This is a genomic window from Neorhizobium descurainiae, assembly GCF_051400715.1.
Lineage (GTDB): Bacteria > Pseudomonadota > Alphaproteobacteria > Rhizobiales > Rhizobiaceae > Neorhizobium.
In genome coordinates this window covers 105,888-127,553 of the sequence record NZ_JBLFFK010000020.1, presented here as the reverse complement: position 1 = coordinate 127,553, position 21,666 = coordinate 105,888, and the positions used below count along the sequence as shown (strand labels likewise).

27 protein-coding genes are annotated in these 21,666 nt (G+C 62.9%); 14 read left to right on the top strand and 13 right to left on the bottom strand.

Annotated features, from left to right (window positions below; translation table 11 throughout):
• Positions 1 to 294: 294 nt before the first annotated feature.
• The 4 genes from ACMGE0_RS26560 to ACMGE0_RS26545 form a co-directional block, all read right to left on the bottom strand.
• Entirely contained in the window at positions 295 to 612 is a 318-nt protein-coding gene (locus tag ACMGE0_RS26560) for a DUF1127 domain-containing protein (protein WP_436818887.1), read from the bottom strand.
• Between the two features lie 83 nt (positions 613 to 695).
• A complete protein-coding gene (locus ACMGE0_RS26555) occupies positions 696 to 857 on the bottom strand; it encodes a hypothetical protein (RefSeq protein ID WP_436818886.1) in 162 nt (53 codons plus the stop codon).
• 120 nt (positions 858 to 977) lie between these two features.
• Entirely contained in the window at positions 978 to 1,811 is an 834-nt protein-coding gene (locus ACMGE0_RS26550; protein ID WP_436818885.1) for a helix-turn-helix domain-containing protein, read from the bottom strand.
• A gap of 61 nt (positions 1,812 to 1,872) precedes the next feature.
• On the bottom strand, positions 1,873 to 2,898 hold the full coding sequence (locus ACMGE0_RS26545; RefSeq protein ID WP_436818884.1) for an RluA family pseudouridine synthase: 1,026 nt from the start codon (positions 2,896 to 2,898) through the stop codon (positions 1,873 to 1,875).
• A 39-nt stretch (positions 2,899 to 2,937) separates the two neighbouring features.
• Here ACMGE0_RS26545 and ACMGE0_RS26540 point away from each other — a divergent pair, with 39 nt between their 5' ends.
• Both ACMGE0_RS26540 and ACMGE0_RS26535 read left to right on the top strand, forming a co-directional pair.
• Positions 2,938 to 3,324 (top strand): hypothetical protein, encoded by a 387-nt coding sequence (locus tag ACMGE0_RS26540; protein ID WP_436818883.1) that lies wholly within the window; start codon positions 2,938 to 2,940, stop codon positions 3,322 to 3,324.
• Complete coding sequence (locus ACMGE0_RS26535) at positions 3,324 to 4,145, top strand: TrmH family RNA methyltransferase (protein WP_436818882.1); 822 nt, start codon at positions 3,324 to 3,326, stop codon at positions 4,143 to 4,145. Before ACMGE0_RS26540 ends, ACMGE0_RS26535 begins: the two co-directional genes overlap by 1 nt.
• A 3-nt stretch (positions 4,146 to 4,148) precedes the next feature.
• Here ACMGE0_RS26535 and ACMGE0_RS26530 read toward each other — a convergent pair whose 3' ends face one another.
• Positions 4,149 to 5,357, bottom strand: a complete 1,209-nt coding sequence (locus tag ACMGE0_RS26530) for a coiled-coil domain-containing protein (protein ID WP_436818881.1) — start codon at positions 5,355 to 5,357, stop codon at positions 4,149 to 4,151.
• 151 nt (positions 5,358 to 5,508) lie between these two features.
• Positions 5,509 to 6,123 carry a DUF1134 domain-containing protein gene (locus ACMGE0_RS26525; protein WP_436818880.1) on the bottom strand — a complete coding sequence of 205 codons (615 nt, stop codon included), beginning with the start codon at positions 6,121 to 6,123 and terminating at the stop codon, positions 5,509 to 5,511.
• A gap of 171 nt (positions 6,124 to 6,294) precedes the next feature.
• Here ACMGE0_RS26525 and chpT point away from each other — a divergent pair, with 171 nt between their 5' ends.
• Both chpT and ACMGE0_RS26515 read left to right on the top strand, forming a co-directional pair.
• The gene (chpT, locus tag ACMGE0_RS26520) at positions 6,295 to 6,942 is read left to right on the top strand and encodes a histidine phosphotransferase ChpT (RefSeq protein ID WP_436818879.1); all 648 of its coding nucleotides are present in this window, start codon (positions 6,295 to 6,297) and stop codon (positions 6,940 to 6,942) included.
• Between the two features lie 107 nt (positions 6,943 to 7,049).
• On the top strand, positions 7,050 to 7,412 hold the full coding sequence (locus tag ACMGE0_RS26515; protein WP_436818878.1) for a response regulator: 363 nt from the start codon (positions 7,050 to 7,052) through the stop codon (positions 7,410 to 7,412).
• Positions 7,413 to 7,441: 29 nt separating this feature from the next.
• On the opposite strand, the gene ACMGE0_RS26510 is transcribed toward ACMGE0_RS26515, so the two are convergent.
• Complete coding sequence (locus ACMGE0_RS26510; protein WP_436818877.1) at positions 7,442 to 7,738, bottom strand: hypothetical protein; 297 nt, start codon at positions 7,736 to 7,738, stop codon at positions 7,442 to 7,444.
• Between the two features lie 7 nt (positions 7,739 to 7,745).
• Positions 7,746 to 8,543 (bottom strand): DUF899 domain-containing protein, encoded by a 798-nt coding sequence (locus tag ACMGE0_RS26505; RefSeq protein ID WP_436818876.1) that lies wholly within the window; start codon positions 8,541 to 8,543, stop codon positions 7,746 to 7,748.
• Positions 8,544 to 8,660: 117 nt separating this feature from the next.
• Between ACMGE0_RS26505 and ACMGE0_RS26500 the strand changes: the two genes are divergently transcribed.
• Positions 8,661 to 9,881 carry a helix-turn-helix domain-containing protein gene (locus tag ACMGE0_RS26500; protein ID WP_436818875.1) on the top strand — a complete coding sequence of 407 codons (1,221 nt, stop codon included), beginning with the start codon at positions 8,661 to 8,663 and terminating at the stop codon, positions 9,879 to 9,881.
• A gap of 34 nt (positions 9,882 to 9,915) precedes the next feature.
• Positions 9,916 to 10,548 (top strand): Vgb family protein, encoded by a 633-nt coding sequence (locus tag ACMGE0_RS26495; RefSeq protein ID WP_436818874.1) that lies wholly within the window; start codon positions 9,916 to 9,918, stop codon positions 10,546 to 10,548.
• Positions 10,549 to 10,619: 71 nt separating this feature from the next.
• On the opposite strand, the gene ctrA is transcribed toward ACMGE0_RS26495, so the two are convergent.
• Positions 10,620 to 11,321, bottom strand: coding sequence for a response regulator transcription factor CtrA (gene ctrA / locus ACMGE0_RS26490; RefSeq protein ID WP_085420037.1), 702 nt, complete (start codon positions 11,319 to 11,321; stop codon positions 10,620 to 10,622).
• Between the two features lie 424 nt (positions 11,322 to 11,745).
• Between ctrA and ACMGE0_RS26485 the strand changes: the two genes are divergently transcribed.
• Positions 11,746 to 12,096, top strand: coding sequence for a flagellar export protein FliJ (locus tag ACMGE0_RS26485; protein ID WP_436818873.1), 351 nt, complete (start codon positions 11,746 to 11,748; stop codon positions 12,094 to 12,096).
• A 120-nt stretch (positions 12,097 to 12,216) separates the two neighbouring features.
• Here the strand turns inward: ACMGE0_RS26485 and ACMGE0_RS26480 are convergent, their stop codons facing one another.
• Entirely contained in the window at positions 12,217 to 12,495 is a 279-nt protein-coding gene (locus tag ACMGE0_RS26480; protein ID WP_436818872.1) for a GNAT family N-acetyltransferase, read from the bottom strand.
• A 107-nt stretch (positions 12,496 to 12,602) separates the two neighbouring features.
• On the opposite strand from ACMGE0_RS26480, the gene ACMGE0_RS26475 reads away from it, so the two are divergent.
• Positions 12,603 to 13,070, top strand: a complete 468-nt coding sequence (locus ACMGE0_RS26475) for a paraquat-inducible protein A (RefSeq protein WP_436818871.1) — start codon at positions 12,603 to 12,605, stop codon at positions 13,068 to 13,070.
• A gap of 122 nt (positions 13,071 to 13,192) precedes the next feature.
• Here the strand turns inward: ACMGE0_RS26475 and sciP are convergent, their stop codons facing one another.
• The 3 genes from sciP to ACMGE0_RS26460 all read right to left on the bottom strand — a co-directional run bounded on the left by sciP (position 13,193) and on the right by ACMGE0_RS26460 (position 15,561).
• Positions 13,193 to 13,468: a CtrA inhibitor SciP gene (sciP, locus tag ACMGE0_RS26470; RefSeq protein WP_018327815.1), complete on the bottom strand. Its 276-nt coding sequence runs from the start codon at positions 13,466 to 13,468 to the stop codon at positions 13,193 to 13,195.
• Between the two features lie 204 nt (positions 13,469 to 13,672).
• A complete protein-coding gene (locus ACMGE0_RS26465) occupies positions 13,673 to 14,341 on the bottom strand; it encodes a sugar transferase (RefSeq protein WP_436818894.1) in 669 nt (222 codons plus the stop codon).
• Between the two features lie 191 nt (positions 14,342 to 14,532).
• Positions 14,533 to 15,561, bottom strand: a complete 1,029-nt coding sequence (locus ACMGE0_RS26460; protein ID WP_436818870.1) for a DUF2793 domain-containing protein — start codon at positions 15,559 to 15,561, stop codon at positions 14,533 to 14,535.
• Positions 15,562 to 16,053: 492 nt separating this feature from the next.
• Here ACMGE0_RS26460 and ACMGE0_RS26455 point away from each other — a divergent pair, with 492 nt between their 5' ends.
• From ACMGE0_RS26455 to ACMGE0_RS26430, 6 genes are all read left to right on the top strand, one after another.
• Positions 16,054 to 16,956, top strand: a complete 903-nt coding sequence (locus ACMGE0_RS26455) for a branched-chain amino acid ABC transporter permease (RefSeq protein WP_436818869.1) — start codon at positions 16,054 to 16,056, stop codon at positions 16,954 to 16,956.
• A 1-nt stretch (position 16,957) separates the two neighbouring features.
• The gene (gene livM, locus ACMGE0_RS26450) at positions 16,958 to 18,346 is read left to right on the top strand and encodes a high-affinity branched-chain amino acid ABC transporter permease LivM (RefSeq protein WP_436818868.1); all 1,389 of its coding nucleotides are present in this window, start codon (positions 16,958 to 16,960) and stop codon (positions 18,344 to 18,346) included.
• The gene (locus ACMGE0_RS26445) at positions 18,346 to 19,212 is read left to right on the top strand and encodes an ABC transporter ATP-binding protein (RefSeq protein WP_436818867.1); all 867 of its coding nucleotides are present in this window, start codon (positions 18,346 to 18,348) and stop codon (positions 19,210 to 19,212) included. Before livM ends, ACMGE0_RS26445 begins: the two co-directional genes overlap by 1 nt.
• Positions 19,212 to 19,940, top strand: coding sequence for an ABC transporter ATP-binding protein (locus tag ACMGE0_RS26440; RefSeq protein WP_436818866.1), 729 nt, complete (start codon positions 19,212 to 19,214; stop codon positions 19,938 to 19,940). The genes ACMGE0_RS26445 and ACMGE0_RS26440 overlap by 1 nt, the downstream gene beginning before the upstream one ends.
• 11 nt (positions 19,941 to 19,951) lie before the next feature.
• A complete protein-coding gene (locus tag ACMGE0_RS26435) occupies positions 19,952 to 20,305 on the top strand; it encodes a DUF6867 family protein (protein ID WP_436818865.1) in 354 nt (117 codons plus the stop codon).
• 142 nt (positions 20,306 to 20,447) lie between these two features.
• Positions 20,448 to 21,566, top strand: coding sequence for a branched-chain amino acid ABC transporter substrate-binding protein (locus ACMGE0_RS26430; protein ID WP_436818864.1), 1,119 nt, complete (start codon positions 20,448 to 20,450; stop codon positions 21,564 to 21,566).
• Positions 21,567 to 21,666 lie beyond the last annotated feature (100 nt).

The following is a 21,666-nucleotide window of genomic DNA, read 5'->3' as shown; positions in this document are numbered from 1 at the left end:
GCCTTCCTTTATGCCGCATCCATCATGACCCTCGTCAGACGGATCGCACGCCGCTCATGAATTCTCGGACGGACTCTTACCTCCCGAGGAACTGTTCGCCGGTTGTAATAAAACGCTGGATCTATAACTTTCGTGCAGTTTTTTACTTCGATATCCAGGCGTTTCTGCACGAAAATTATAATTGTTTTGAATATAAAGCGAAAGTGTTCTGAAATTTTATCTGACGTTGCGAAGTCGGCGGCCTCAGAGGCAGGTCGATATGGGATTCCTTCTTCCCGGTTGCTGATGGTCATCTCATCGGCACTTCCGTTCGAGCGCATGCGAATTGCTCATCCTGTAGCGACTGCCGCCGCCGCCATAGGCCTGGCTGCGCGAAATGCCGATGTCCTTCAACTGGTCGTCGCTCAACTCCAGAAGCGCCAGACGATTGCGGCGCTCGCGGAGTTTTCCGGCGACCAGCGCAATCAGGCGTCCGATGATCGACCGTCCGGCAGGCGGCTCGGGGGAGCTCCCGTCGTCTGCCGCGGGCGGGTTGCCGGCGGCGGGCAGATCGAAGTCCAAATCGTATCGTTCCGATGTGCGGTCGAAGACCGCACGGTTCTCATTCTTCATGGTTTCATCTCCTGAAAGGGCGCCGGCCGATCACCGGCCGGCGTCAACGACGGACGTCCGGCGCCCGTCCCTTTGTTGCTCGACTATCTGTCGGATATGTCGGCGGCGCGGGTTGCGGCTTCCGCTTCCCGGAGCGCCTCGGCGCATTCCTCGCAGCAGACTTCGACGGTCCTTCCGCCGATTTTCACCGCAATCCGCGTTGCATCGAGCTCGCAGTCGCAGGCTGCACAGGTATTCTCTTTCATGGTGTCATCTCCCGATATTGACTGATTGCGAGAGAAGAAAAGCACGTCGGCGGGCTTGCCCGCTGTCAGAATCTTTAGCGACTTTATCTCTGGCGACTTTCGGCCTTGGGTTTCGAGCCGCTACCGAAGGCCGGCGAAACGCTGGAACTCCGCGGGGGTGCGGCCATAGGCCTGTCGGAAGGCGGAGGAGAAATGGCTGTGGCTCGAAAAGCCGAGTTCGAGGCCGAGCTGCGTCAGGTCGTCATAGCTGCCGAGCAGGTCGAGCGCCCGGGCGAGCCTCAGCCGAAGCTGATAGCGGTAGAGCGGCGTGCCCTCCACCTGCTGGAAGACCTGGGTGAGATAGACCGGCGAGACTCCCGCCTCCTTGGCGATTTCCGCCAGCGTCCAGCGGCGGGCGAGATCGGCGGAGAGCGCAAGCTTGGCGCGATCGACCAGTTTCTGACGCCCGGCGCTTGCCGTCGCAGCGCGCGCGGTGCGTTCGCCGACGGCACGGCGCACCAGCGTCATGGCGAGCGTCTCCGCCTCCAGCGTCTCGGCGGCGCCGCGCATCAGGCTGTGGCGCAGGAGCGCTACGAGCGCCTGGGCACGGGCGTCGATCCGGAGCCTTTGCCTGTTGAAGACGAAACGCGAGCTTTTCGGACTGCGATGCGCCTTCGGAACCAGTTCTTCCAGCATCGGCTCCGGCACGTCCATGCTGATGCAGGAATCGCCGCCTTCCACCGGATGGCTGATCTGATAACCCTCGTCGCAGTTGAAGAAGAGCACCTGGTTGGCTTCCGCCACCGTGTCGTCGCGTCCGACATGGCGCATGAAGACGCCGCGATAGGGAAAGACGAGGCTCGTCGCATGGGAGCATTCCTCATCGCTCCGATGCCGGCATTCGCCGTTGCACACGACGTCGCGGACCTTGACAAGGTCGGTATCGAGCAGCTTCTGGACGGCGAACTGGCTCATAAGGGGCCTCGGGGTCATTGCAGTGGTATATACTCTTCCACGGCCTCCCGAGCCACCCGATTCATGCCCTCAGCGCTTCGACAAGCTCTTCCATGTCCTGCGGCATCGGCGCCTCGAATTCCATCACCTCGCCGGTGCGTGGATGCTCGAAAACGAGCAGGTAGGCGTGCAGCGCCTGGCGTGGAAAACGGCTGACGACGGCTTTCGCCGGTTCGGGCAGAAGGTTCGCCTTGGTCCTGAAACCGGCCGAATAATCCGGATCGCCGACCAGCGGGTTGCCGATATGGGCCATGTGGACGCGGATCTGGTGGGTGCGGCCGGTCTCAAGCCGACACTCGACCAGCGAGGCGAGGGCGGTGGCGTCCGGCTTCTCGTGGAAGCGCTCGATCACCTCGTAATGGGTGACCGCCTCGCGGGCATCGTCGCTCTCCTCGCGCTTGACGGCGCGCTTGGTGCGGTCGGAGCCGGAGCGGCCGAGCGGCGCATCGATCGTGCCGCGCAGCCCGCCTGGGCGGCCCCAGACGACGGCCTGGTAGGCGCGCTCCAGCGGTCCCGACCGGCCGTGGTCGGCGAACTGCTCGGCGAGGTGCCGGTGGGCGATGTCGTTCTTGGCGGCGACCATCACGCCGCTCGTCTCCTTGTCGAGACGGTGGACGATGCCGGGTCGCCTGACGCCGCCGATGCCGGAAAGGCTTGCGCCGCAATGATGGATCAGCGCGTTGACCAGCGTGCCGGTCCAGTTGCCGGCGCCGGGATGCACGACGAGACCGGCGGGCTTGGCGATGACGATCAGGTCGTCGTCCTCGTAGAGCACGTCGAGCGGGATATCCTCGCCTTTGGGCTCCGGATCCTCCGGCTCGGGAAGCGCGATCTCGACGGTGTCGCCCGCCGCAATCTTCTTCTTCGGTTCGGTGACCGGCTTGCCGTTCAGCGCGACCGCGCCCTGTTCGATCAGCGCCTTGATGCGGCTGCGCGAGAATTCGCCTTCCAGCATGGAGGTCAGCCAGGCATCCAGCCGCCCGCCGGCCTCGTCGGAGGCGGTAAGCACTTTCCTCGGGCGCTCTATCTCGTTAAAGGGATCGTTCATTCAATCATTCCGATAAAAATCCGAAGCAAGGACGTCCCCATGCCCCAACCCGATATCGAGGAACAGGAAGAGCCGCTTGATCCGGCGATGGAGAGAATCCGCCGGAAGATGGTGCTCCTGCAGCTCGTTTCGGGCGGGATCTTGTTCGTCTGCTTTATGGCTGTCCTCGCCGCGGTTGTCTACAAGGTCGCGCAACGGCCCGATGCTCCGGCGGCGGTTGCCTCCACCGGCGGGTTCTCCGTGCCGGCCGGCCAGCCGCTCGCCGCGGCGGCCGAACTGCCGGCCGGGTTCTCGATCCAGTCCGTGTCGCTCTCCGGCAGCCAGATCCTGTTCTACGGATTGCTCGACGGCGACCGGAAGGTCTTCATCTTCGACCTCGCCGCCGGTCGTATCGTCGCCGACGTGACGGTCGGCGTCCCGCAGTAATGGACCCGGTCCGCATAGCTGACGCTGACGACCCGCGGATCGCCGAATTCCGGTCGATCCGCGAGCGCGACCTGACGGGGCGGGAAGGGCGCTTCATCGCCGAGGGCACGGTGGTGCTGCGAATGCTCGCCGCCGCCCATCGCGAGGCCAGGGGTTTCTCGGCCGAGAAGATATTGCTGCTCGAAAACCGGGTGGCCGGGCTCAAGGATATCCTCGCCGGATTTCCGGAGGATTTGCCGGTCTACGTGGCGTCGGCCGGGGTGCTGGATCAGGTCGCGGGTTTTCACCTTCACCGGGGCGTGCTGGCGCTTGGGAGGCGCAGACGGGAGAGAAGCGCTGCGGAGCTGATCGCCGGCCTGCCGGAAAGGGCGCTCGTGGTCGCCGCCTTCGGCATTTCCAACCACGACAATATCGGCTCGATCTTCCGCAATGCCGCCGCCTTCGGTGCGGATGCGGTGCTGCTCGATCAGGCATGCTGCGATCCGCTCTACCGCAAGGCGCTGCGCGTCTCGGTGGGCGCGGTCCTTTCCGTGCCCTTTGCGCGAAGCGGCACGCCGACCGATATCCTTGCCGCCCTGACGGTCAGCGGTTTTGCCGTGTGGGGGCTCTCGCCGGCGGGCGCCGTGGAGATCCGCGACGTTCCGGCCTCCAATCGCATGGCGCTGATCACCGGTACGGAGGGCGAGGGACTGCCGACGGAGATCCTTTCCCGCATCCGCACGGCGCGGATCGCGCAGGTGCCGGGCCTCGACAGTCTGAACGCGGCGACTGCCACGGGCATTGCGCTTTACGAGATCGCCATGGCGCAGGGAAGATTGTAGCGCCTATTCGGCAGCGTCCTTGGATGCGGCGAGCGCCTTCCTGGATTTCTCGGCCAGGCTTTCCCGTTTGCCGGAACCGGACTTTCCGGACAGGATCTTGTGGATCGGTGACGAGGAGCCTTCGGTAATCGCCGTCAGGGCAACCATGCCGGCGGCGATCGACGCGAGTTCCTGGCGGATCGCCTCGTCATTGCCGCCGTCGCCGTTCTGCAGGCGCTCCGACAGCGCGATCACGCGGTTATGGGCTTCTTCCGTCATCTCGTCCACCAGCGGGCTCACATCGGGGTCCGGGGGCGTCCGCGACTGCTTCGGCGGAGCGGGGGGCAGTTCACGCAAGGTGATATCCTCCGGAGCGGGTTTCTTTCGTGGCACGGCCGGCTTCGCGCCCGGCCGGCCGGGCGCTGCATCGCGAAGGGCGCGGCTTGCCTCCCGCGCCTCGGCATTCGCCGCCTTGAGCTTTTCCCTGAGCCGGCCGATCTCGGCCAGGCGGCGTTCCAGCGCGTTTTCCTTGTCGGCGCGGTCGGCGATTTCCCGGGAGAGCTTGTCCTCCAGCCGCTGGACCCGGTTCTCTTCCTGGGCGAGCCGCGTCTCGGCATCCTTGGCGCGGGTGGTCTGCAGACGCAGGTCGTTGCGCAACGTGTCGCGTTCGTCGCGCAGTGCCGTCATGCGGAATTTCAGGTTTTCCACTTCCGTGTCGCGGGTGGAAAGATCGATGCGGAAATTGTCCGCGTCGGCGGCCAGCCGAAGCTGGCGCTGCTGCAGGCTTTCGATCTCCAGATCCTTGGCGGCTGCCGCTTCCTCCAGGGCTTCGATCGCGGCCTTCAACTGCTGGACATGACTTTCCTCCTGGCGAAGGCGCGAGCGTGCGTCGGCGGCTTCGACATCCATATCGTCGATCTGGGCGCGCATCTCGGCGGCCTCGCCCTGCAGGCGCCTGGCTTCTTCGGTGAGGGCATCGTTCCTGATCTGCAGCGAGACCGTCTTCTCGCGCTCCTGCACCAGCTCCTGCTTGGTGCGGGCATTCTCGGCCGCATAGACGGCGCGCGCCATGTCACGCTGGGCCCGCACTTCCTGCGGGCTGATCGGCAGCGTCGCCTTGATGCGGTTTTCCGTGTAGCGCACGATGCGGCCATGGATCGCCGGCGCGACCAGCATCACCAGGAGCGCGGCGCTCAAGAAACCCAAGCCGAACAGAAGAGCAAATTGGATCACGACGGGGCCGTTTCGCTGGCTGAATGGACATGCGCAGGCTGTTTAAACACGGGCGCATGCAGCCCGCAAGCGTTCTTGCGGCGGATCAGCGGCCGATCGGCCGCTATGACGAAGCCATGGGAGGTCCTCCGGGCGGAGGAAGTATCGCCGCTCAGAAAGGGTTCCAGGTCGGGGAACGGGTGAGCTTCAGATAGCCGACATTGATGCCGAGCCTGGCGCCGATGCCGGTGCGGATCGGCACCAGGATAACGTTGTTGTTGCGCAGCACCGTCATGCCGACGCCGGCGACCACGAAAGCCGAACCGGAAACGCCGCCGAAGCGGGCGTAAAGGCTGTCGACGGCCGGCAGGTCGTAGACGAGCATCATCGCCCGGGTGCCCTGGCCGCCGTAATCGATGCCGAGCGAGGGACCTTGCCAGAAGACCGGATGCTGGCCGGCATTCTTGGTGTAGAGCTCGCCTTCGCCATAGGTGAGGCCGGCGATGAAGGCGCCGGAGCCTTCTTGGCCGAGGATGTAGCCGTTCGGCAGGCCGTATTTCTGGAAGGCGTTCTCCACAACCTTCGCAAGCCCGCCACTCGCGGACCCGAAGAAACCGTGGCCGGCATCGATGATCTCCTGCGCCGTATACTGGCTGGAACCCTGCTGGGCGGAGGCCGGACCGGTGCAGAGCAGTGCGGCTGCGATCACGGCAAACACCGTCGCGGCAAAGCGGGCGAGGGCGGAAGATGTGCGGATGCGCATAGTCAGATCCATCGATTGTGTCATTCAGGGGCCACGCCTTTCGCATCATGCTTAAGGCTCGGTCATTTTGGAGCTATCGTCTTAACAATCGGTTTACCAAATATGGTGTCATTATGGCTGCGAACATTGCTCCATCTCCGCGCAATCTTAAGGTGGCAGAACAGGGTGGGGCAATTCGCACAGCAGGAGACATGAATGCCGAAGAATCCGAATCTCACCCTTAGTGGGCCAGATCTTGCGGCGCTTCTGTGCAGCCGGGTCTGTCATGACGTGATCTCCCCCGTCGGTGCGATCAACAACGGTCTCGAGCTTCTCGACGAGGGGGCGGCAGACGGCGACGCGCTCGATCTCATCCGCACGTCGGCTCTCAATGCCTCGGTGCGACTCAAGTTCGCCCGGCTCGCCTTCGGAGCGTCCGGCTCGGTCGGTGCCTCGATCGACACGGGCGAGGCGGAGAAGGCCGCGAAGGATTTCGCCGTCGCCGAGAAGAAGACCGAGGTCAGCTGGAACGGTCCGAGGGCGATCATCGCCAAGAACCGCGTCAAGCTGCTGCTCAACCTTTTCCTCGTCGCCTATGGCGGCATCCCGCGCGGCGGTTCGGTCGATGTGGTGCTCGAAAACCCGGAATACGACGCGAAGTTCGTCATCACCATCAAGGGCCGGATGATGCGCGTGCCGCCGAAGTTCATCGAGATCGCCAGCGGTACGCTGGAAGAGCCGATCGATGCCCATTCCATCCAGCCCTATTACACGGTGCTGCTTGCGGAAGAATGCGGCATGGACCTGAAATACGTGGTCTCGGAGGACAAGATCGTCTTCATCGCCGAAACCGCGGTTGCCTGAGGCGATCGCGCCCGGATTGCAGCCTCGAGTAACCATTCGTTAGCGCTGTCCGCCTAATGATTGATGTTCGAAGCCCCGAGCGGGCGGCTGGCATCAGGGGGAAGACGATGCAGCGTTTGATGATTGCCGACAGTTCGGACGTGGTCCGCAAGGTCGGCAAGCGGATACTTTCCGAACTGGGCTTTCTTGTCGCAGAGGCCGGCAGCGCGCGCGAAGCGCTTGCGCGCTGCCAGGCGGAACTGCCGAATTTCCTGGTCGTCGATGCGGCGCTCGAAGGCGCGCTCGATCTGATCGCCGCCGTCCGCGCCATGCCGAACGGCAGGAACGTGCGCATCTTCTATTGCGTCATCGAGGCGGACCTGAAGAAGATGATGGCAGGCAAGCGCGCCGGCGCCGACGATTTCCTGCTGAAGCCGTTCGACCGGAAGATTCTCACCTCCGTCTTTTCCGGCCTCTCGCGGGCCGCGTGATTGCGGGTGCGGCCGGCGGCGCCAGGTTACTACGATTTCTCAAATGATCCCCGGCGGGAGACCAGTCTCAGCCAGGGAGCCAGATGGAAGGCAGTCATCAGCAAGTACATCGGCGCCATGCCGTTCAGCGAGAAGCCTTCCTCCATGGGGGAGCAGATCATGTCCGCGGGGCCGTTGACGGCGGTCAGCAGCGCCATCACCGCAAATGTCGGAGCGGCGGCAAGAGACAGCCGGTCGGCGGCACGGTGAGGGGCCTTGCGATCCGCCCCGCAGGCAGATTCGCTGCCCGCGGCTGTCGTCCTCCTGTTGCCGGGGTGAAGCAGCATGGCGACGTTACCCCCGTCCGTATTCGTCGTGGCGCCGCCACCAGATGCCGCTCTCGTTGCGGCCCTTCGGGGCACGGTCGAGCCACTGGTACATGCCCCATATGCCGTCCAGTCCGCGGGCATAGCTGGAATAGGTATGATAGACGGCATCGTCTTCGAGCACGAAGGCGCTGACGCCCGGCCTGTCGCGCGCATATGTGGCGATGTCGGTTCCGGTCGACGCCGCGATCTGGGCGATCGGGCTTTCGCCGCCGCTCTGCTGCCATTCCTGAACGGTCTGGCCTCTCGGAGGACCCGCCATCGGCGGCTCGCGGCGATAGTTGTATTCGATGCCGCCCTCGCGCTGCTGCTCCTCGCTGAACCAGACGCTGAAGTCGCTGTTGAAGTCGCTGCCGAACGAAGATGCCCAGGGAAAGGTCCACCCCATCCGCTGCTTGAATGCCTGGAGCTTTGGCAGCGGCGCACGCGATACCGCCGAAAAGGCGACATCGTGGTTCTCCAGATGCACGACGATGCCGTTGAACCCGTCCGCGATCGAGGAGCAGGAGGGGCATCCGGCCGTATAGTCGGGGCCGAACATGAAATGGTAGACGAGGAACTGCGAGCGCCCTTTGAAGAGGTCCGCCAGCGAGGCGCTTCCTTCGTCGGTTTCGAACCGGTATTCCTTGTCGATCTTGACCCAGGGCAGATCCTGACGCCGCAGCGCCAGCGCGTCGCTGCGGCGCGTCAGCTCCTTCTCGTCTTCGAGCAGTTCGAGGCGCGCCGCCAGCCATTCCTGGCGTGTTCCGGTTGCATGTGCCGTCATGGTTTTCTCCTTCGGCTGTCTGCGCCGTTCCATTTTTGGTGCGACGCGTTGCATGGTCGTGCATAGATTAGGACCGGTTATCGAGATGACGGGAGTTACAAGTGTGACGGGATTCCGATGGACTCGCTGATCACCGCCGCGGCACGGGCGCTTGCGGCAGGCGATCCGCTCGGTGCATTGAAGCGGGTCGCCCTGCGGGACGACGCGCCTGCGCTCGCGCTCCGCGGCATCGCGATGGCGCAGCTCGGCGACCTTGCCCGGGCAAAGGCGCTCCTCAAGAGTGCCGCGCGCGCCTTCAGTCCGAGAGAGGCCATGGCCCGCGCCCGGTGTATCGTCGCCGAGGCGGAAATCGCGCTAGTCTCCCGCGATCTCACCTGGCCTGCCAAGGCGCTCGATACGGCGCGGGCGGTGCTTGAAGCGCATGGCGATCGCATCAACGCTGCCCATGCGCGCACCATCGAGATACGGCGCCTGCTCCTGATCGGCCGCCTCGACGAGGCGGAGCGCATGCTTTCCGAGTTCGACGCCGTACCGCTTCCGCCTGCATTGAGGGCGGCGCACGAGCTGGCGGTTGCGGGTATCGCGATCCGGCGCCTCAGGACGAAGGCGGCACGCGATGCGCTCGCCCGGGCCGGGCAGGCCTCGCGCGAAGCGGGTATCCCGGCGCTGCTGGCCGAAGTCGAGAACGCTTCCCTCATCCTGAAGACGCCCGCGGCGCGCCTGATCGCGCGTGGCGAAATGCGTCCGCTGGTGCTCGATGAGGTCGAAGCGCTTCTGGCGTCGGGCGTGCTCGTCGTGGACGCGTGCCGTAACGTCGCGCGGAAAGGAGATAGGCTCGTCCCGCTCACGACGCGCCCGGTCCTGTTCGCGCTTCTCAGCGCGCTCGGTGAAGCCTGGCCCGGGGACGTGTCGAGGAGCACGCTGATCGCGCGCGCCTTCCGGGGCAAACATGCGGACGAATCGCATCGCGCCCGGTTGCGAGTCGAAATCGGCAGGCTTCGTGCGGAGATCAAGGCGCTGGCGGAGGTGAGGGCGACGAAGCGTGGCTTTGCGCTCGTGCCACGCCAGGCGGGCGAGGTGGTCGTTCTGGCTCCACCCGTCGAAGAACCGCATACGGCGGTGCTTGCCTTCCTTGCCGACGGCGAGGCGTGGTCGAGTTCTGCGCTCGCGCTTGCGCTCGGAGCGGGCCCCCGCACCGTACAGCGGGCGCTCGAACAGCTCGCGGCGGCAGGCAAGGTGCAGTCGTTCGGGCGCGGACCAGCGCGCCGTTGGATGAGCCCGCCCGTGCCGGGATTCCCGACAGTCTTGTTACTCCCAGGTCCGCTGCCGAACGATTAGGCTGAAAGCGTGAAAGACAGATGGGATGGAAACCATGAAAAGATATGCAGCCGAAATTCTCGATGAATACGGACCGTTTCCGGATACCGAACAGGTGGCCGGCGTCACGTTCGATGGCCGGAACGTCTGGTTCGCGGCCGGAAACAAGCTGAACGCCTTCGATCCGGCGAGCGGAAAGACAGTGCGCTCGATCGACGTCGCCGCCGACGCGGGAACGGCCTTCGACGGCCGGCACCTGTTTCAGATCGCCGAGGCCCGCATCCAGAAGATCGATCCGGAAACCGGCAAGGTGCTCGCGACGATCCCCGCGCCGGGCAACGGAGGTGATTCCGGGCTTGCCTGGGCGGAAGGCGCGCTCTGGGTGGGGCAGTACAGGGAGCGGAAGATCCACCAGATCGACCCCGAAACAGGCACGGTCCTGCGCACCATCGAATGCAGCCGCTTCGTGACCGGGGTCACCTGGGTCGATGGCGAGCTCTGGCACGGTACCTGGGAAGGCGACGAGAGCGACGTGAGGCGGATAGACCCCACGACGGGAAAGGTCCTGGAGACGCTGGAAATGCCTTCGGGCATGGGCGTATCGGGGCTGGAATCCGACGGTGGCGACCGGCTCTTCTGCGGCGGTGGAAACAGCGGGAAGGTGCGCGCCATCCGCCGGCCGAGGTAAGCCTCACGGTTCAAAGCAAAACGCCCGCCGGGCGGACCGGGCGGGCGTTTGAAAAGGGGAAGCGCGAAGGCTCAGGCGCTTTCGGCGTAATCGTTGCCGTCCGGCTCGCGCAGCACGTAGCCGCGGCCCCAGACGGTCTCGATATAGTTGGCGCCGCCGGCGGCGTTGGCGAGCTTCTTGCGCAGCTTGCAGATGAAGACGTCGATGATCTTCAGCTCCGGCTCGTCCATTCCGCCATAGAGGTGGTTGAGGAACATTTCCTTGGTGAGCGTGGTGCCCTTGCGGAGCGAGAGGAGCTCCAGCATCTGGTATTCCTTGCCCGTCAGGTGGACGCGCTGGCCCCCGACTTCGACGGTCTTGGCGTCGAGGTTCACGATCAGCTCGCCGGTGATGATGATCGACTGGGCATGACCCTTGGAACGGCGGACGATCGCATGGATGCGCGCGACCAGCTCATCCTTGTGGAACGGCTTGGTCATGTAGTCGTCGGCGCCGAAGCCCAGGCCGCGAACCTTGTCTTCGATGCCGGCCATGCCGGAGAGGATGAGGATCGGGGTCTTGACCTTCGAGAGCCTCAGCGTGCGGAGCACTTCGTAACCCGACATGTCGGGGAGGTTCAGGTCGAGAAGGATGATGTCGTAGTCGTAGAGTTTACCGAGGTCGACGCCTTCCTCACCGAGGTCGGTGGTATATACGTTGAAGCTTTCCGATTTCAGCATCAGCTCGATGCTCTGGGCAGTCGCGCTGTCATCTTCGATGAGTAGAACCCGCATATTTTTCCCCTTTACCGCCGCGTAAGGTACCTTTTGCCCCCTTACTCGCTACGGATCCAGACTGAGCCTGATTTGGAAGCTGCCACTAAATGGTTAACAAATTATGATTCAACCTGGCAAGGTAAATCAATTCGTTAAGCAAAATTATTAGCAACCTGATTTCCCTTGAGGATTGGCCATCACCAAGATTGAATCAGCGGATGAGGAAACTCCGCTAAGTGATTCATGCGACTCGTACATTGTCGCGGCCAATTTAGGCCTTGGCATTTACCGACCCTTAAACGATCGGGCTTATCATTAATGATGCCCGTAAACGAAAAGTTAACGCGTAGGTAAATTTATTAACGTCGCGGAAATTTTTTGATCCGGAGTGTTACAAACCGGATACACGGGTCTGGGTCTCGCTATCCACGGAGTATTGCGTATGAAGTCGCGTGACAGCCTGGTTCGCCTGAAAGGATTTCAGGTTAACGAAAAGCGCCGCCAGTTGCAGCAGTTGCAGATGATGATGGCCGAGTTCGAGCGGATGGCCAAGGAGTTGGAACATCAGATCACCCTCGAAGAGAGGAAGTCCGGCATCACGGACCCGAATCACTTCGCCTACCCCACCTTCGCCAAGGCGGCCCGCCAACGGGCGGACAATCTTCAGGTCTCGATTCGCGAGCTGAGGGCCCAGCAGGAAAGCGCCGAACTGGCACTCGAGGAGGCGGAAGGCGAGCTCGCCAAGGCTTCGGCTCTCGAAGAGCGCGACGGCGGAATGCGCGCCCGGGCTTAATACAGCCGGGCGAGCGACATAGCGGAATATCTCAATGCGGGGCGGCGCCACGGCGCCTGCGCCCCATTTCGGTTTTTCAATATTCTCTCCATCCCGCCCCGCGTCGCGGCCGGCTATCCGTTATCGCAGAATGTCCTGCCATTCGGGATGTCGCTCCACCTGGGATTTGAAGAACGGGCAGAGAGGGATCACCTTCCAGCCGCCCCTGCGGGCTTCCTCGACGGCATGCAGCGCCAGCGCCTGGCCGACCCCTTTGCCGCGCAGCGCTTCGGGCACGCCCGTGTGATCGATGATGACGAGCTGCGGGGAGGCCTGCGAATAGGTCATTTCCGCGTAATGGCCGTCGAGTTCCGCGACATAGCGTCCGCCCGATCGGGTCTCTTCATGCGTGATATTCATCTTCGCTCCGCTTCTATCCATCGCCGGATGATGTAATACGGGAGAGGTCGAAGGGAAATAGCCGGGTGACGTTCCGAAGGGTGACGCACCGTCAACGGGAGAAAGCGATGAGTTGGCTGCGGCCTGTTCTTCTCGTGCTCGCCGCGATCTGCCTGGGGCTCGGGCTTCTCCTGCCGATCATCCGTTTCGAGCGGCTTTATTTCTTCAGCGAGACGCCGTCGCTCGTCGAGATCGTTGCGGCGCTTTTCCGGCAGGGAGATGTGGCGCTTTCGCTGGTGGTTGGGCTGTTCTCAATCGTGTTCCCGATCGCCAAGCTTGCCGGGCTCGCCCTGCAGCTTTCCGGCCGGGCCGGCGAGGCGGGTGTTTTCCGCCGCGCGATGCCGCATCTTTCGAAGTGGTCGATGATGGACGTGATGCTGGTGGCGATCGTGATCGTCGCGGCGAAAAGCAGCGGCCTGGCGGCGGCGGTCTCCCAGCCGGGCCTCTGGTTCTACGCCGCATCGGCGGTGATTGCCGGCCTCCTGCCGTCGCTCACCCGGATCGGGGAGAAAGAGACTGAGGCGGACACAAACTGAAAGGTGCCGTTGTGTCTCCCGCAGCGGCACCTTTTTCCTTGTGCGGGAGCAGGCCCGCGAATTCGTGTTCGGTTCGATGCAATTCCGGAGGGAAACCGGTTCCGCTCTTCCTGGAACTGCTCCTAGTGGCGATATTGCTGGATGCGCGTCGTGCGCAGGCCCGCCAGGCCATGGTCGTTGATGGAGGATTGCCAGGAGAGGAATTCCTCGACGGTGAGCGTATAGCGCTCGCATGCTTCTTCCAAGCTCAACAGGCCACCGCGAACCGCGGCAACCACCTCTGCCTTCCGCCGGATCACCCAGCGGCGCGTATTGGCCGGCGGAAGATCGGCGATCGTCAAGGGGCTGCCATCGGGGCCGATGACATATTTCACTCGGGGACGTATCATTTCGGTCATTGGACTCTCTACACTACACAAGACCACGTCGGGCAGCCTAGCGCCCCAGTTTTAACATTTGACTAAACAGGCAGCGGCATTTGTTCAGAGATCGCTGATTAATCGCATTGCGTGTTCCAAGGCAGCGCGACGGGTCCCGTTTCCTTTTGAAGAGACATCGAAAAGCTGCGCGCTCTGAGCCGGAGCCGCAAAAATTTCAAGGAATTAGAAGCCTTTGCCGCCGCGGAGCTCGGCCAGCACCGTGCCGAACATGATGCGCAGATCCAGCTGGATCGAGAAATTGTCGATGTAATGGAGGTCGCAGGCGATGCGGGCGCGCGCCTTGCGCGGGCGGTCCGTCGGGCCGCGAAGGCCGCGCATCTGTGCCAAACCGGTCATGCCCGGCTTCACGGAATGGCGGCGGTGATAGTCCGGAACCAGATCCTCGTAGGGGATGCCGGCGGCCAGCATGCCGATCGCATGGCAGCGGGGACCGACCAGCGACATGTCGCCTTTGAGGACATTCAGAAGCTGCGGAAGTTCGTCGATATTGGTCTTGCGGATGGCGGCGCCGACGCGGGTGACGCGCGGGTCGTCCCGGACCGTTTGCGTGATGCCCGTCGCGTCGCCGAGATCCGTGCGCATGGAGCGGAACTTGTAGACCCGGATCTTGCGGCAATCCTTGCCCCAGCGGACCTGGGTGAAGAGCGCCGGGCCGGGGCTGTCGAGGCGGATCAACAGCGCAACCACGAGCATCAGCGGCAGGAGGACGAGGAGGGCGGTGAGGGATACGCCGATATCGATCGTCCGCTTGACGGCGAGCTGCACCTGGAGATTGCGCCTCTGACCGCGGCGGGAAGCCGGCCCCTGAGCTTCCGACCCGAGTAAACTCATATCCCCGCCGCCGATCGGTGCATAGGCGGTATCGTTATGCAGATCAGAAACGCTCAAACCGGTCACCCGCATTATACCCTGGAGCCCCCTGCCGACCAGTGATGCTCCCTAATATAACACCTTGTTACGCGAGTCATCAGGCAAGTTAAGATCTGGTTAACGATAAAGATAATCTTTCTTGCATTGCGGTATTAAAGCATTGTCAAAAATAATTCGGTTTTTCCTGCGCCGAGCTCCAGTTGTGCGGTCCCGGAATGGCCCAGGGTGACGAAATCGCCCGAAGACAGGAAAAAAATTCCAGTTGCGGACTGCATTTGTGCTCCCCCGGCAACACCGTTCATGAAAATGAGCGTCTGCGATCCGTTCAGCACCAGACTGGTCGTATGGCCGGACGAGGTCAGGACGGCGACGTTGAGACCGAGGAGGTAAAGGCCGGCGGCGGGCACGACGATCCGGCTGCCGCCGCCGGGCGCCGCCGCGCCGAGCGCGAAGCCGCCCTGATCGAGGCCGAGGGTGGTGAAGCCGCTCTGCTGGCCTGCGGTGGGCGAAAAGCTGGTGCCGGTCCTGTGGGCGCGCACCGCCGGCTGGCTCGGCCGGAAGACATGGCCGGCGGGAGAGATCGCAAGTCCCGTATTCCACGTGCTGCCGTTGCTGACCTTGACGGAGAAATCGTTGTTGCCGGCAAGGCCCATTTCCGCATGGCCCGTCCAGTTCGACTGGAAGAGCAGCGAAGCCGTGTCGGGGGCGGCGGCCTTGTTGATCTTGATCTGGTGGCCGTTGCCGGCATGGTTGAAGAGGCTTGCGGGGGAGGAGAGGGCGAGCCGGTTCGTTCCGTCCGGCGTGGCGTTGACGCCGAGTTCGCCGAGGCTGCCGCTTTCCGGCAGGGGAATATCCTGCCATCCCGTTCCGGAAAACACTTTCAGTTTCGAGATCGCGAGAAACCAAGCCCGCCAGCCGGTGCGGGGGTCGGCGAATGCCCAGTGGCCGTCCTGCCAGGAGGCGATGCGTCCCTGCCTGCCGGTCCAGGCACCGGTCGGAGCGGGGCCGACGAGGTAACAGGCGCCTTCGGCGGGCGAGGCGGGAGGGGCGGCCTGTTCCGCCGCGATCGTCAGATGCGCCAGGGCATCGAGCTTCAGCAGCGCCTCGTTGTGGGTCACGTGTTTCTGCGCCTGCGAGGGCAGGATGAAGGGCATTTTCAGGTTGGCGGTCGTCTCGGCCATGGTCCACTCCGTTCCTAAGTCGGCACCAGTCTAAGGCCGATGGAAGGGGCGGGGAGGCGGAGCGGGCCAAGCCCTTGAGAATCCTTATGCGGCATGGGTGAAACATGCCCGCTTCGGGCGATCGCGCTTCGAAAGCGGTAGCAGTAACGGGGGCTGCCGTATGCCGGCGATGCGAAAGCCGATGCTGCGGCAGACGGTTCTCGATCCATGCCAGACCGGCATCTGCTTTTAATGTTAACGGAAGGCCGTCGTTAAATTTCGCGAAGCGGCCGGTATGGCTAATTTTTCGACAGGAACTGCCGGTTTTTTGGAATTTATGATCTTTGTCGCGCCAAATTGTTGAGAAACGCCGCGTTTTGGTCCGCCTCTCGGCTTTTTGTCTTCACATTTCTTACGAAACCGTTATGGAATGCCCGAAACAACGCAAGAACCCGCAAGGGACGAATATACAAGAGATGCGACCGTCCCAGGATCGCATCCGGGGGAAAGTATATGGAGTACTTCATCCAGCAGCTCATCAATGGGCTGACTCTTGGATCCATCTATGGCCTCGTGGCAATCGGCTATACGATGGTTTACGGCATCATCGGCATGATCAACTTCGCCCATGGTGACATTTTCATGCTTGGCGGCTTTGCCGCCCTCATCATCTTCCTGATCCTCACCTCCTTCTTCGCCGGCATTCCGGTGGCGCTGCTGCTGCTCATCATGCTGATCGTCGGCATGCTGATGACGGGCTTGTGGAACTGGACGATCGAGCGCGTCGCCTACCGGCCGCTGCGCGGTTCGTTCCGGCTGGCACCGCTGATCACCGCGATCGGCATGTCGATCGTGCTGTCGAACTTCATCCAGGTGACACAGGGGCCGCGCAACAAGCCGATCCCGCAGCTCGTTTCCGACGTCTATCACTGGGGCGCGATCACCGTTTCGCTGAAGCAGGTCATCATCGTCATCCTTACGGCGGTGCTGCTCTTCGCCTTCTGGTACATCGTCAACAAGACGCCGCTCGGACGCGCCCAGAGGGCGACCGAACAGGACCGCAAGATGGCGGCGCTTCTCGGCGTCGACGTGGACCGGACGATCTCGATCACCTTCGTGATGGGCGCGGCGCTCGCCGCGGTCGCCGGCTGCATGTACCTGATGTACTACGGAGTCGCCTCGTTCAACGACGGCTTCATCCCGGGCGTGAAGGCCTTCACGGCGGCGGTTCTGGGCGGCATCGGCTCGCTGCCGGGCGCTGTCCTCGGCGGTCTCCTGATCGGCCTCATCGAATCGCTCTGGTCCGCTTACTTCACCATCGCCTACAAGGACGTCGCGACCTTCGCGATCCTTGCTTTCGTCCTCATCTTCAAGCCGACGGGCATTCTCGGGCGGCCGGAAGTGGAAAAGGTCTGACATGACGACCCCATCCGCAAACACCTCCGCCGGCCTGATGGCGAAGGCCGTCAGGGAAGGCATTTTCGCGGGCGTCATCGCCTTCGGCATGTTCCTTCTCTATGTCGGCATCGAGACCTATCAGAATATCGACAACCGGCTCGTCTGGCGCACCCGCTGGGGACTGCTCGCAATCTTCGTGATCGTCGCCGCGGTCGGCCGCTTCCTGACGGTCGGCTTCATCAAGCCGCATCTGGACCGCCGCAAGCTTGCCAAGGCCAAAAGCGGCATCCTGGAGATTTCCGAGGAAAAGGGCTTTCTGCGCACGCATTTCCTCAAGATCGCGCTGATCGCCCTGCTGCTCTACCCGCCGGTCTCGGTGATGCTGTTCGGACCGCAGGGTTCGCTGAAATATGTCGACAACTTCGGCATCCAGATCCTGATCTACGTGATGCTCGCCTGGGGCCTCAACATCGTCGTCGGCCTCGCCGGCCTGCTCGACCTCGGCTATGTCGCCTTCTACGCGGTCGGCGCCTATTCCTATGCTCTGCTGTCCTCGTATTTCGGCCTTTCGTTCTGGGCACTGCTGCCGCTTGCCGGCATTCTCGCCGCCCTGTGGGGCGTCATACTCGGCTTTCCGGTCCTTAGGCTGCGCGGCGACTATCTCGCCATCGTGACGCTCGCCTTCGGTGAGATCATCCGCCTCGTCCTCATCAACTGGACGGACGTGACCAGGGGCACGTTCGGCATTTCCGGCATCGCCAAGGCTTCGATCTTCGGCTTCTATTCCTTCGATGTCGGGGCGCCGAACAATTTCGCCAAGGCTTTCGGCCTGCCGATGTCGTCCGCCTATTACAAGATCTTCCTCTTCTACGTGATCCTGGCGCTCTGCCTCGTCACCGCCTACGTGACGATCCGGTTGCGCCGCATGCCGATCGGCCGCGCCTGGGAGGCGCTGCGCGAAGACGAGATCGCCTGCCGCTCGCTCGGCATCAACACGGTGACGACCAAGCTCACCGCCTTTGCGATCGGCGCGATGTTCGGCGGCTTCGCCGGCTCCTTCTTCGCCACCCGCCAGGGCTTCGTCTCGCCGGAAAGCTTCGTCTTCCTGGAATCGGCGGTGATCCTGGCGATCGTCGTTCTCGGCGGCATGGGTTCGCTCACCGGCATCGCCATCGCCGCGGTGGTCATGGTGGGCGGCACCGAGCTGCTCCGCGAAATGGAGTTCCTGAAGCTCGTCTTCGGCCCGGATTTCACGCCGGAGCTCTACCGCATGCTGCTCTTTGGCCTTGCGATGATCGTCGTCATGCTCTTCAAGCCGCGCGGTTTCGTCGGCAGCAGAGAGCCGACCGCCTTCCTGAAGGAGCGCAAGGCGGTCTCCGGCAGCTTTACCAAGGAGGGCCACGGCTGATGGCCTCCGGGATCGATACGATGACGAGCGATACCATCCTCAAGGTCGAGCACCTGTCGATGAAGTTCGGCGGCCTGATGGCCATCAACGACTTCTCCTTCGAGGCGCGGCGCGGCGAGATCACCGCGCTGATCGGACCGAACGGCGCCGGCAAGACGACCGTCTTCAACTGCATCACCGGCTTCTACAAGCCGACCATGGGCATGATCACGCTCAGGCAGCGGGACGGCAAGGAGCACCTTCTGGAGCGGCTGAGGGATTTCGAGATCACCAAGCTCGCCAAGGTCGCGCGTACCTTCCAGAATATCCGGCTGTTTTCGGGTCTTACCGTCCTGGAAAACCTCTTGGTGGCGCAGCACAACGTGCTGATGAAGGCTTCTGGCTACACGATCCTCGGCCTGATCGGCCTGCCGACCTATCGCAACGCCGCCAAGGCGGCGATCGAGAAGGCGCAGTATTGGCTCGAAAAGGCGGACCTCGTCGACCGCGCCGACGATCCGGCCGGCGATCTGCCCTATGGCGCGCAGCGGCGGCTCGAAATCGCTCGCGCCATGTGCACCGGCCCGGAACTGCTCTGCCTCGACGAGCCCGCCGCGGGCCTCAACCCGCGTGAATCGGCGGCGCTGAACACGCTGCTGCATTCGATCCGCGACGAAGGCGTCTCGATCCTGCTCATCGAGCACGACATGTCGGTGGTGATGGAGATTTCCGACCATGTCGTGGTGCTGGAATATGGCCAGAAGATTTCCGACGGCACGCCGGACCATGTGAAGAACGACCCGAAGGTGATCGCCGCCTATCTCGGCGTCGAGGATGACGAGGTGGAAGAGGTGATTGCGGAAGAACTCGAAGGAGGGGCGCACTGATGGCCGGCGACACCCTTCTGAAGGTCCAGGGCGTCGAGACCTATTACGGCAATATCCGTGCGCTCGCAGGCGTCGATGTCGAGGTCAACAGGGGCGAGATCGTCAGCCTGATCGGCGCCAACGGCGCCGGCAAGTCGACGCTGATGATGACCATCTGCGGCAGCCCGCAGGCCCGCGACGGGCAGGTGATCTTCGACGGCGAGGACATCACCCGGCTGCCGACGCACCTGATCGCCCGCCGCCGCATCGCCCAATCGCCGGAGGGCCGGCGCATCTTTCCGCGCATGACGGTTCTCGAAAACCTGCAGATGGGCGCGGGTCTCGACAACCTCAAGCATTTCAAGGAGGACGTCGAGAAGATCTTCGTGCTCTTCCCGCGCCTGAAGGAGCGCCAGAGCCAGCGCGGCGGCACGCTTTCCGGCGGCGAGCAGCAGATGCTGTCGATCGGGCGTGCACTGATGGCGCGGCCGAAGCTGCTCCTTCTCGACGAGCCGTCGCTCGGTCTGGCGCCGCTGATCGTCAAGGGCATTTTCGAGGCGATCAGGAAGCTCAACCAGGAGGAGGGGCTCACCGTCTTCCTCGTCGAGCAGAACGCGTTCGCGGCGCTGAAACTCTCCGACCGGGCCTATGTCATGGTCAACGGCAAGGTGACGATGAGCGGGTCCGGCAGGGAGCTTCTCGCCAATCCGGAAGTGCGCGCCGCCTATCTCGAAGGCGGAAGGCATTAAGGAGACTGGATATGCAGGGACTTTTCTTCGAAGACGATACCGGCGTCCGCTACGTCCTGCGCTTTCTCGTGGTGCTGATCGGCTTCTGGACCGCCTGGCGCACCGGCAAGGCGGTCGCGGAAGGCTGGAGCGGCATTCCGACGGTGGTCGTCTACACGCTTCTGCTAGGCATCGTGATGCGTTTTCTGCACTACGCGCTGTTCCAGGGGCCGTTCATCAGCGGCTTCTACTACGTCGTCGACGTCGTGCTTCTGCTGATCTTTTCGATCGCCGGATTCCGCCTGCGCAGGACGCGTCAGATGGTGCAGAATTACTATTGGCTCTACGAGCCGACCTCGGCTTTTTCCTGGAAGAAGAAAGATTGACAGGCAGGTGAAACTGTCCTCAGATTGCTTGAGGTCAATCCTCCAATGGAACCTAGAGTGGAACAATTTCCGGCACGGTCATGGTGGGTATCGCGCCGGCTTTTCAAAACCAAACCCGCTTCAAGAAACTGGGAGTAAATCAATGAAGAAGTCTCTTCTTTCCGCTGTTGCGCTGACGGCCATGGTCGCTTTCAGCGGCAGCGCATGGGCCGATATCCTCGTCGGCGTCGGCGGACCGCTCACCGGCCCGAACGCAGCCTTCGGCGCGCAGCTGCAGAAGGGCGCCGAGCAGGCCGCCGCTGACATCAACGCCGCCGGCGGCATCAACGGCGAAAAGATCAGGATCGTCCTCGGCGACGACGTATCCGACCCGAAGCAGGGGATTTCGGTCGCCAACAAATTCGTTGCCGACGGCGTCAAGTTCGTTGTCGGTCACTTCAACTCCGGCGTGTCCATTCCGGCATCGGAAGTCTATGCGGAAAACGGCATCCTGGAAGTGACCCCGGCGGCTACGAACCCGGTCTTCACCGAGCGCGGCCTCTGGAACACCTTCCGCACCTGCGGCCGTGACGACCAGCAGGGCGGCATTGCCGGCGCTTACCTGGCCGAAAAGTTCAAGGATGCCAAGATCGCGATCATCGACGACAAGACGCCTTATGGTCAGGGCCTTGCCGAAGAGACGAAGAAGGCGGCCAACGCAGCCGGCCTCAAGGAAGTCATCCGCGAAGGCGTCAATGTCGGCGACAAGGATTTCTCCGCGCTGATCTCCAAGATGAAGGAAGCCGGCGTTTCCGTCATTTACTGGGGTGGCCTCCACACCGAAGCCGGCCTGATCATCCGCCAGGTCAAGGACCAGGGCCTCAAGGCAGTCCTCGTCTCGGGCGACGGTATCGTCTCGAACGAACTTGCCTCCATCGCCGGCGACGCGGTCGAGGGAACGCTGAACACGTTCGGTCCCGATCCGACGCTGCGCCCGGAAAACAAGGACATCGTCGCGAAGTTCAGGGCTGCCGGCTTCAATCCGGAAGCTTATACGCTCTACTCCTACGCCGCTCTGCAGACGATCGCGGAAGCCGCGAAGGCCGCAGGCTCCACCGACCCGCAGGCGGTTGCCGAAGCCATGAAGAAAGGCTCCTTCCCGACCGTTCTCGGCCAAATCTCGTTCGACGAAAAGGGTGACCCGAAGCTCCCCGGCTACGTCATGTACGAGTGGAAGAAGGGCCCGGACGGCAAGTACAGCTACTTCCAGCAGGGCAGCTAAGCCTTCATTCCTACCGCGTTTCGGAAGCCCGGCATTGCCGGGCTTCCTTGCGTTCAGGGATGACGGAAGAAATGGCGTTCCGAATTCCTGCAGCATCGGC

Bases quoted from the DNA above. Each gene is read 5' to 3' on its own strand.
- ACMGE0_RS26560 (WP_436818887.1), bottom strand. From the start codon at position 612: ATGAAGAATGAGAACCGTGCGGTCTTCGACCGCACATCGGAACGATAC.
- ACMGE0_RS26555 (WP_436818886.1), bottom strand. From the start codon at position 857: ATGAAAGAGAATACCTGTGCAGCCTGCGACTGCGAGCTCGATGCAACG.
- ACMGE0_RS26550 (WP_436818885.1), bottom strand. From the start codon at position 1,811: ATGAGCCAGTTCGCCGTCCAGAAGCTGCTCGATACCGACCTTGTCAAG.
- ACMGE0_RS26545 (WP_436818884.1), bottom strand. From the start codon at position 2,898: ATGAACGATCCCTTTAACGAGATAGAGCGCCCGAGGAAAGTGCTTACC.
- ACMGE0_RS26540 (WP_436818883.1), top strand. From the start codon at position 2,938: ATGCCCCAACCCGATATCGAGGAACAGGAAGAGCCGCTTGATCCGGCG.
- ACMGE0_RS26535 (WP_436818882.1), top strand. From the start codon at position 3,324: ATGGACCCGGTCCGCATAGCTGACGCTGACGACCCGCGGATCGCCGAA.
- ACMGE0_RS26525 (WP_436818880.1), bottom strand. From the start codon at position 6,123: ATGACACAATCGATGGATCTGACTATGCGCATCCGCACATCTTCCGCC.
- chpT (WP_436818879.1), top strand. From the start codon at position 6,295: ATGCCGAAGAATCCGAATCTCACCCTTAGTGGGCCAGATCTTGCGGCG.
- ACMGE0_RS26515 (WP_436818878.1), top strand. From the start codon at position 7,050: ATGCAGCGTTTGATGATTGCCGACAGTTCGGACGTGGTCCGCAAGGTC.
- ACMGE0_RS26510 (WP_436818877.1), bottom strand. From the start codon at position 7,738: ATGCTGCTTCACCCCGGCAACAGGAGGACGACAGCCGCGGGCAGCGAA.
- ACMGE0_RS26505 (WP_436818876.1), bottom strand. From the start codon at position 8,543: ATGACGGCACATGCAACCGGAACACGCCAGGAATGGCTGGCGGCGCGC.
- ACMGE0_RS26500 (WP_436818875.1), top strand. From the start codon at position 8,661: ATGGACTCGCTGATCACCGCCGCGGCACGGGCGCTTGCGGCAGGCGAT.
- ACMGE0_RS26495 (WP_436818874.1), top strand. From the start codon at position 9,916: ATGAAAAGATATGCAGCCGAAATTCTCGATGAATACGGACCGTTTCCG.
- ctrA (WP_085420037.1), bottom strand. From the start codon at position 11,321: ATGCGGGTTCTACTCATCGAAGATGACAGCGCGACTGCCCAGAGCATC.
- ACMGE0_RS26485 (WP_436818873.1), top strand. From the start codon at position 11,746: ATGAAGTCGCGTGACAGCCTGGTTCGCCTGAAAGGATTTCAGGTTAAC.
- ACMGE0_RS26480 (WP_436818872.1), bottom strand. From the start codon at position 12,495: ATGAATATCACGCATGAAGAGACCCGATCGGGCGGACGCTATGTCGCG.
- ACMGE0_RS26475 (WP_436818871.1), top strand. From the start codon at position 12,603: ATGAGTTGGCTGCGGCCTGTTCTTCTCGTGCTCGCCGCGATCTGCCTG.
- sciP (WP_018327815.1), bottom strand. From the start codon at position 13,468: ATGACCGAAATGATACGTCCCCGAGTGAAATATGTCATCGGCCCCGAT.
- ACMGE0_RS26465 (WP_436818894.1), bottom strand. From the start codon at position 14,341: ATGAGTTTACTCGGGTCGGAAGCTCAGGGGCCGGCTTCCCGCCGCGGT.
- ACMGE0_RS26460 (WP_436818870.1), bottom strand. From the start codon at position 15,561: ATGGCCGAGACGACCGCCAACCTGAAAATGCCCTTCATCCTGCCCTCG.
- ACMGE0_RS26455 (WP_436818869.1), top strand. From the start codon at position 16,054: ATGGAGTACTTCATCCAGCAGCTCATCAATGGGCTGACTCTTGGATCC.
- livM (WP_436818868.1), top strand. From the start codon at position 16,958: ATGACGACCCCATCCGCAAACACCTCCGCCGGCCTGATGGCGAAGGCC.
- ACMGE0_RS26445 (WP_436818867.1), top strand. From the start codon at position 18,346: ATGGCCTCCGGGATCGATACGATGACGAGCGATACCATCCTCAAGGTC.
- ACMGE0_RS26440 (WP_436818866.1), top strand. From the start codon at position 19,212: ATGGCCGGCGACACCCTTCTGAAGGTCCAGGGCGTCGAGACCTATTAC.
- ACMGE0_RS26435 (WP_436818865.1), top strand. From the start codon at position 19,952: ATGCAGGGACTTTTCTTCGAAGACGATACCGGCGTCCGCTACGTCCTG.
- ACMGE0_RS26430 (WP_436818864.1), top strand. From the start codon at position 20,448: ATGAAGAAGTCTCTTCTTTCCGCTGTTGCGCTGACGGCCATGGTCGCT.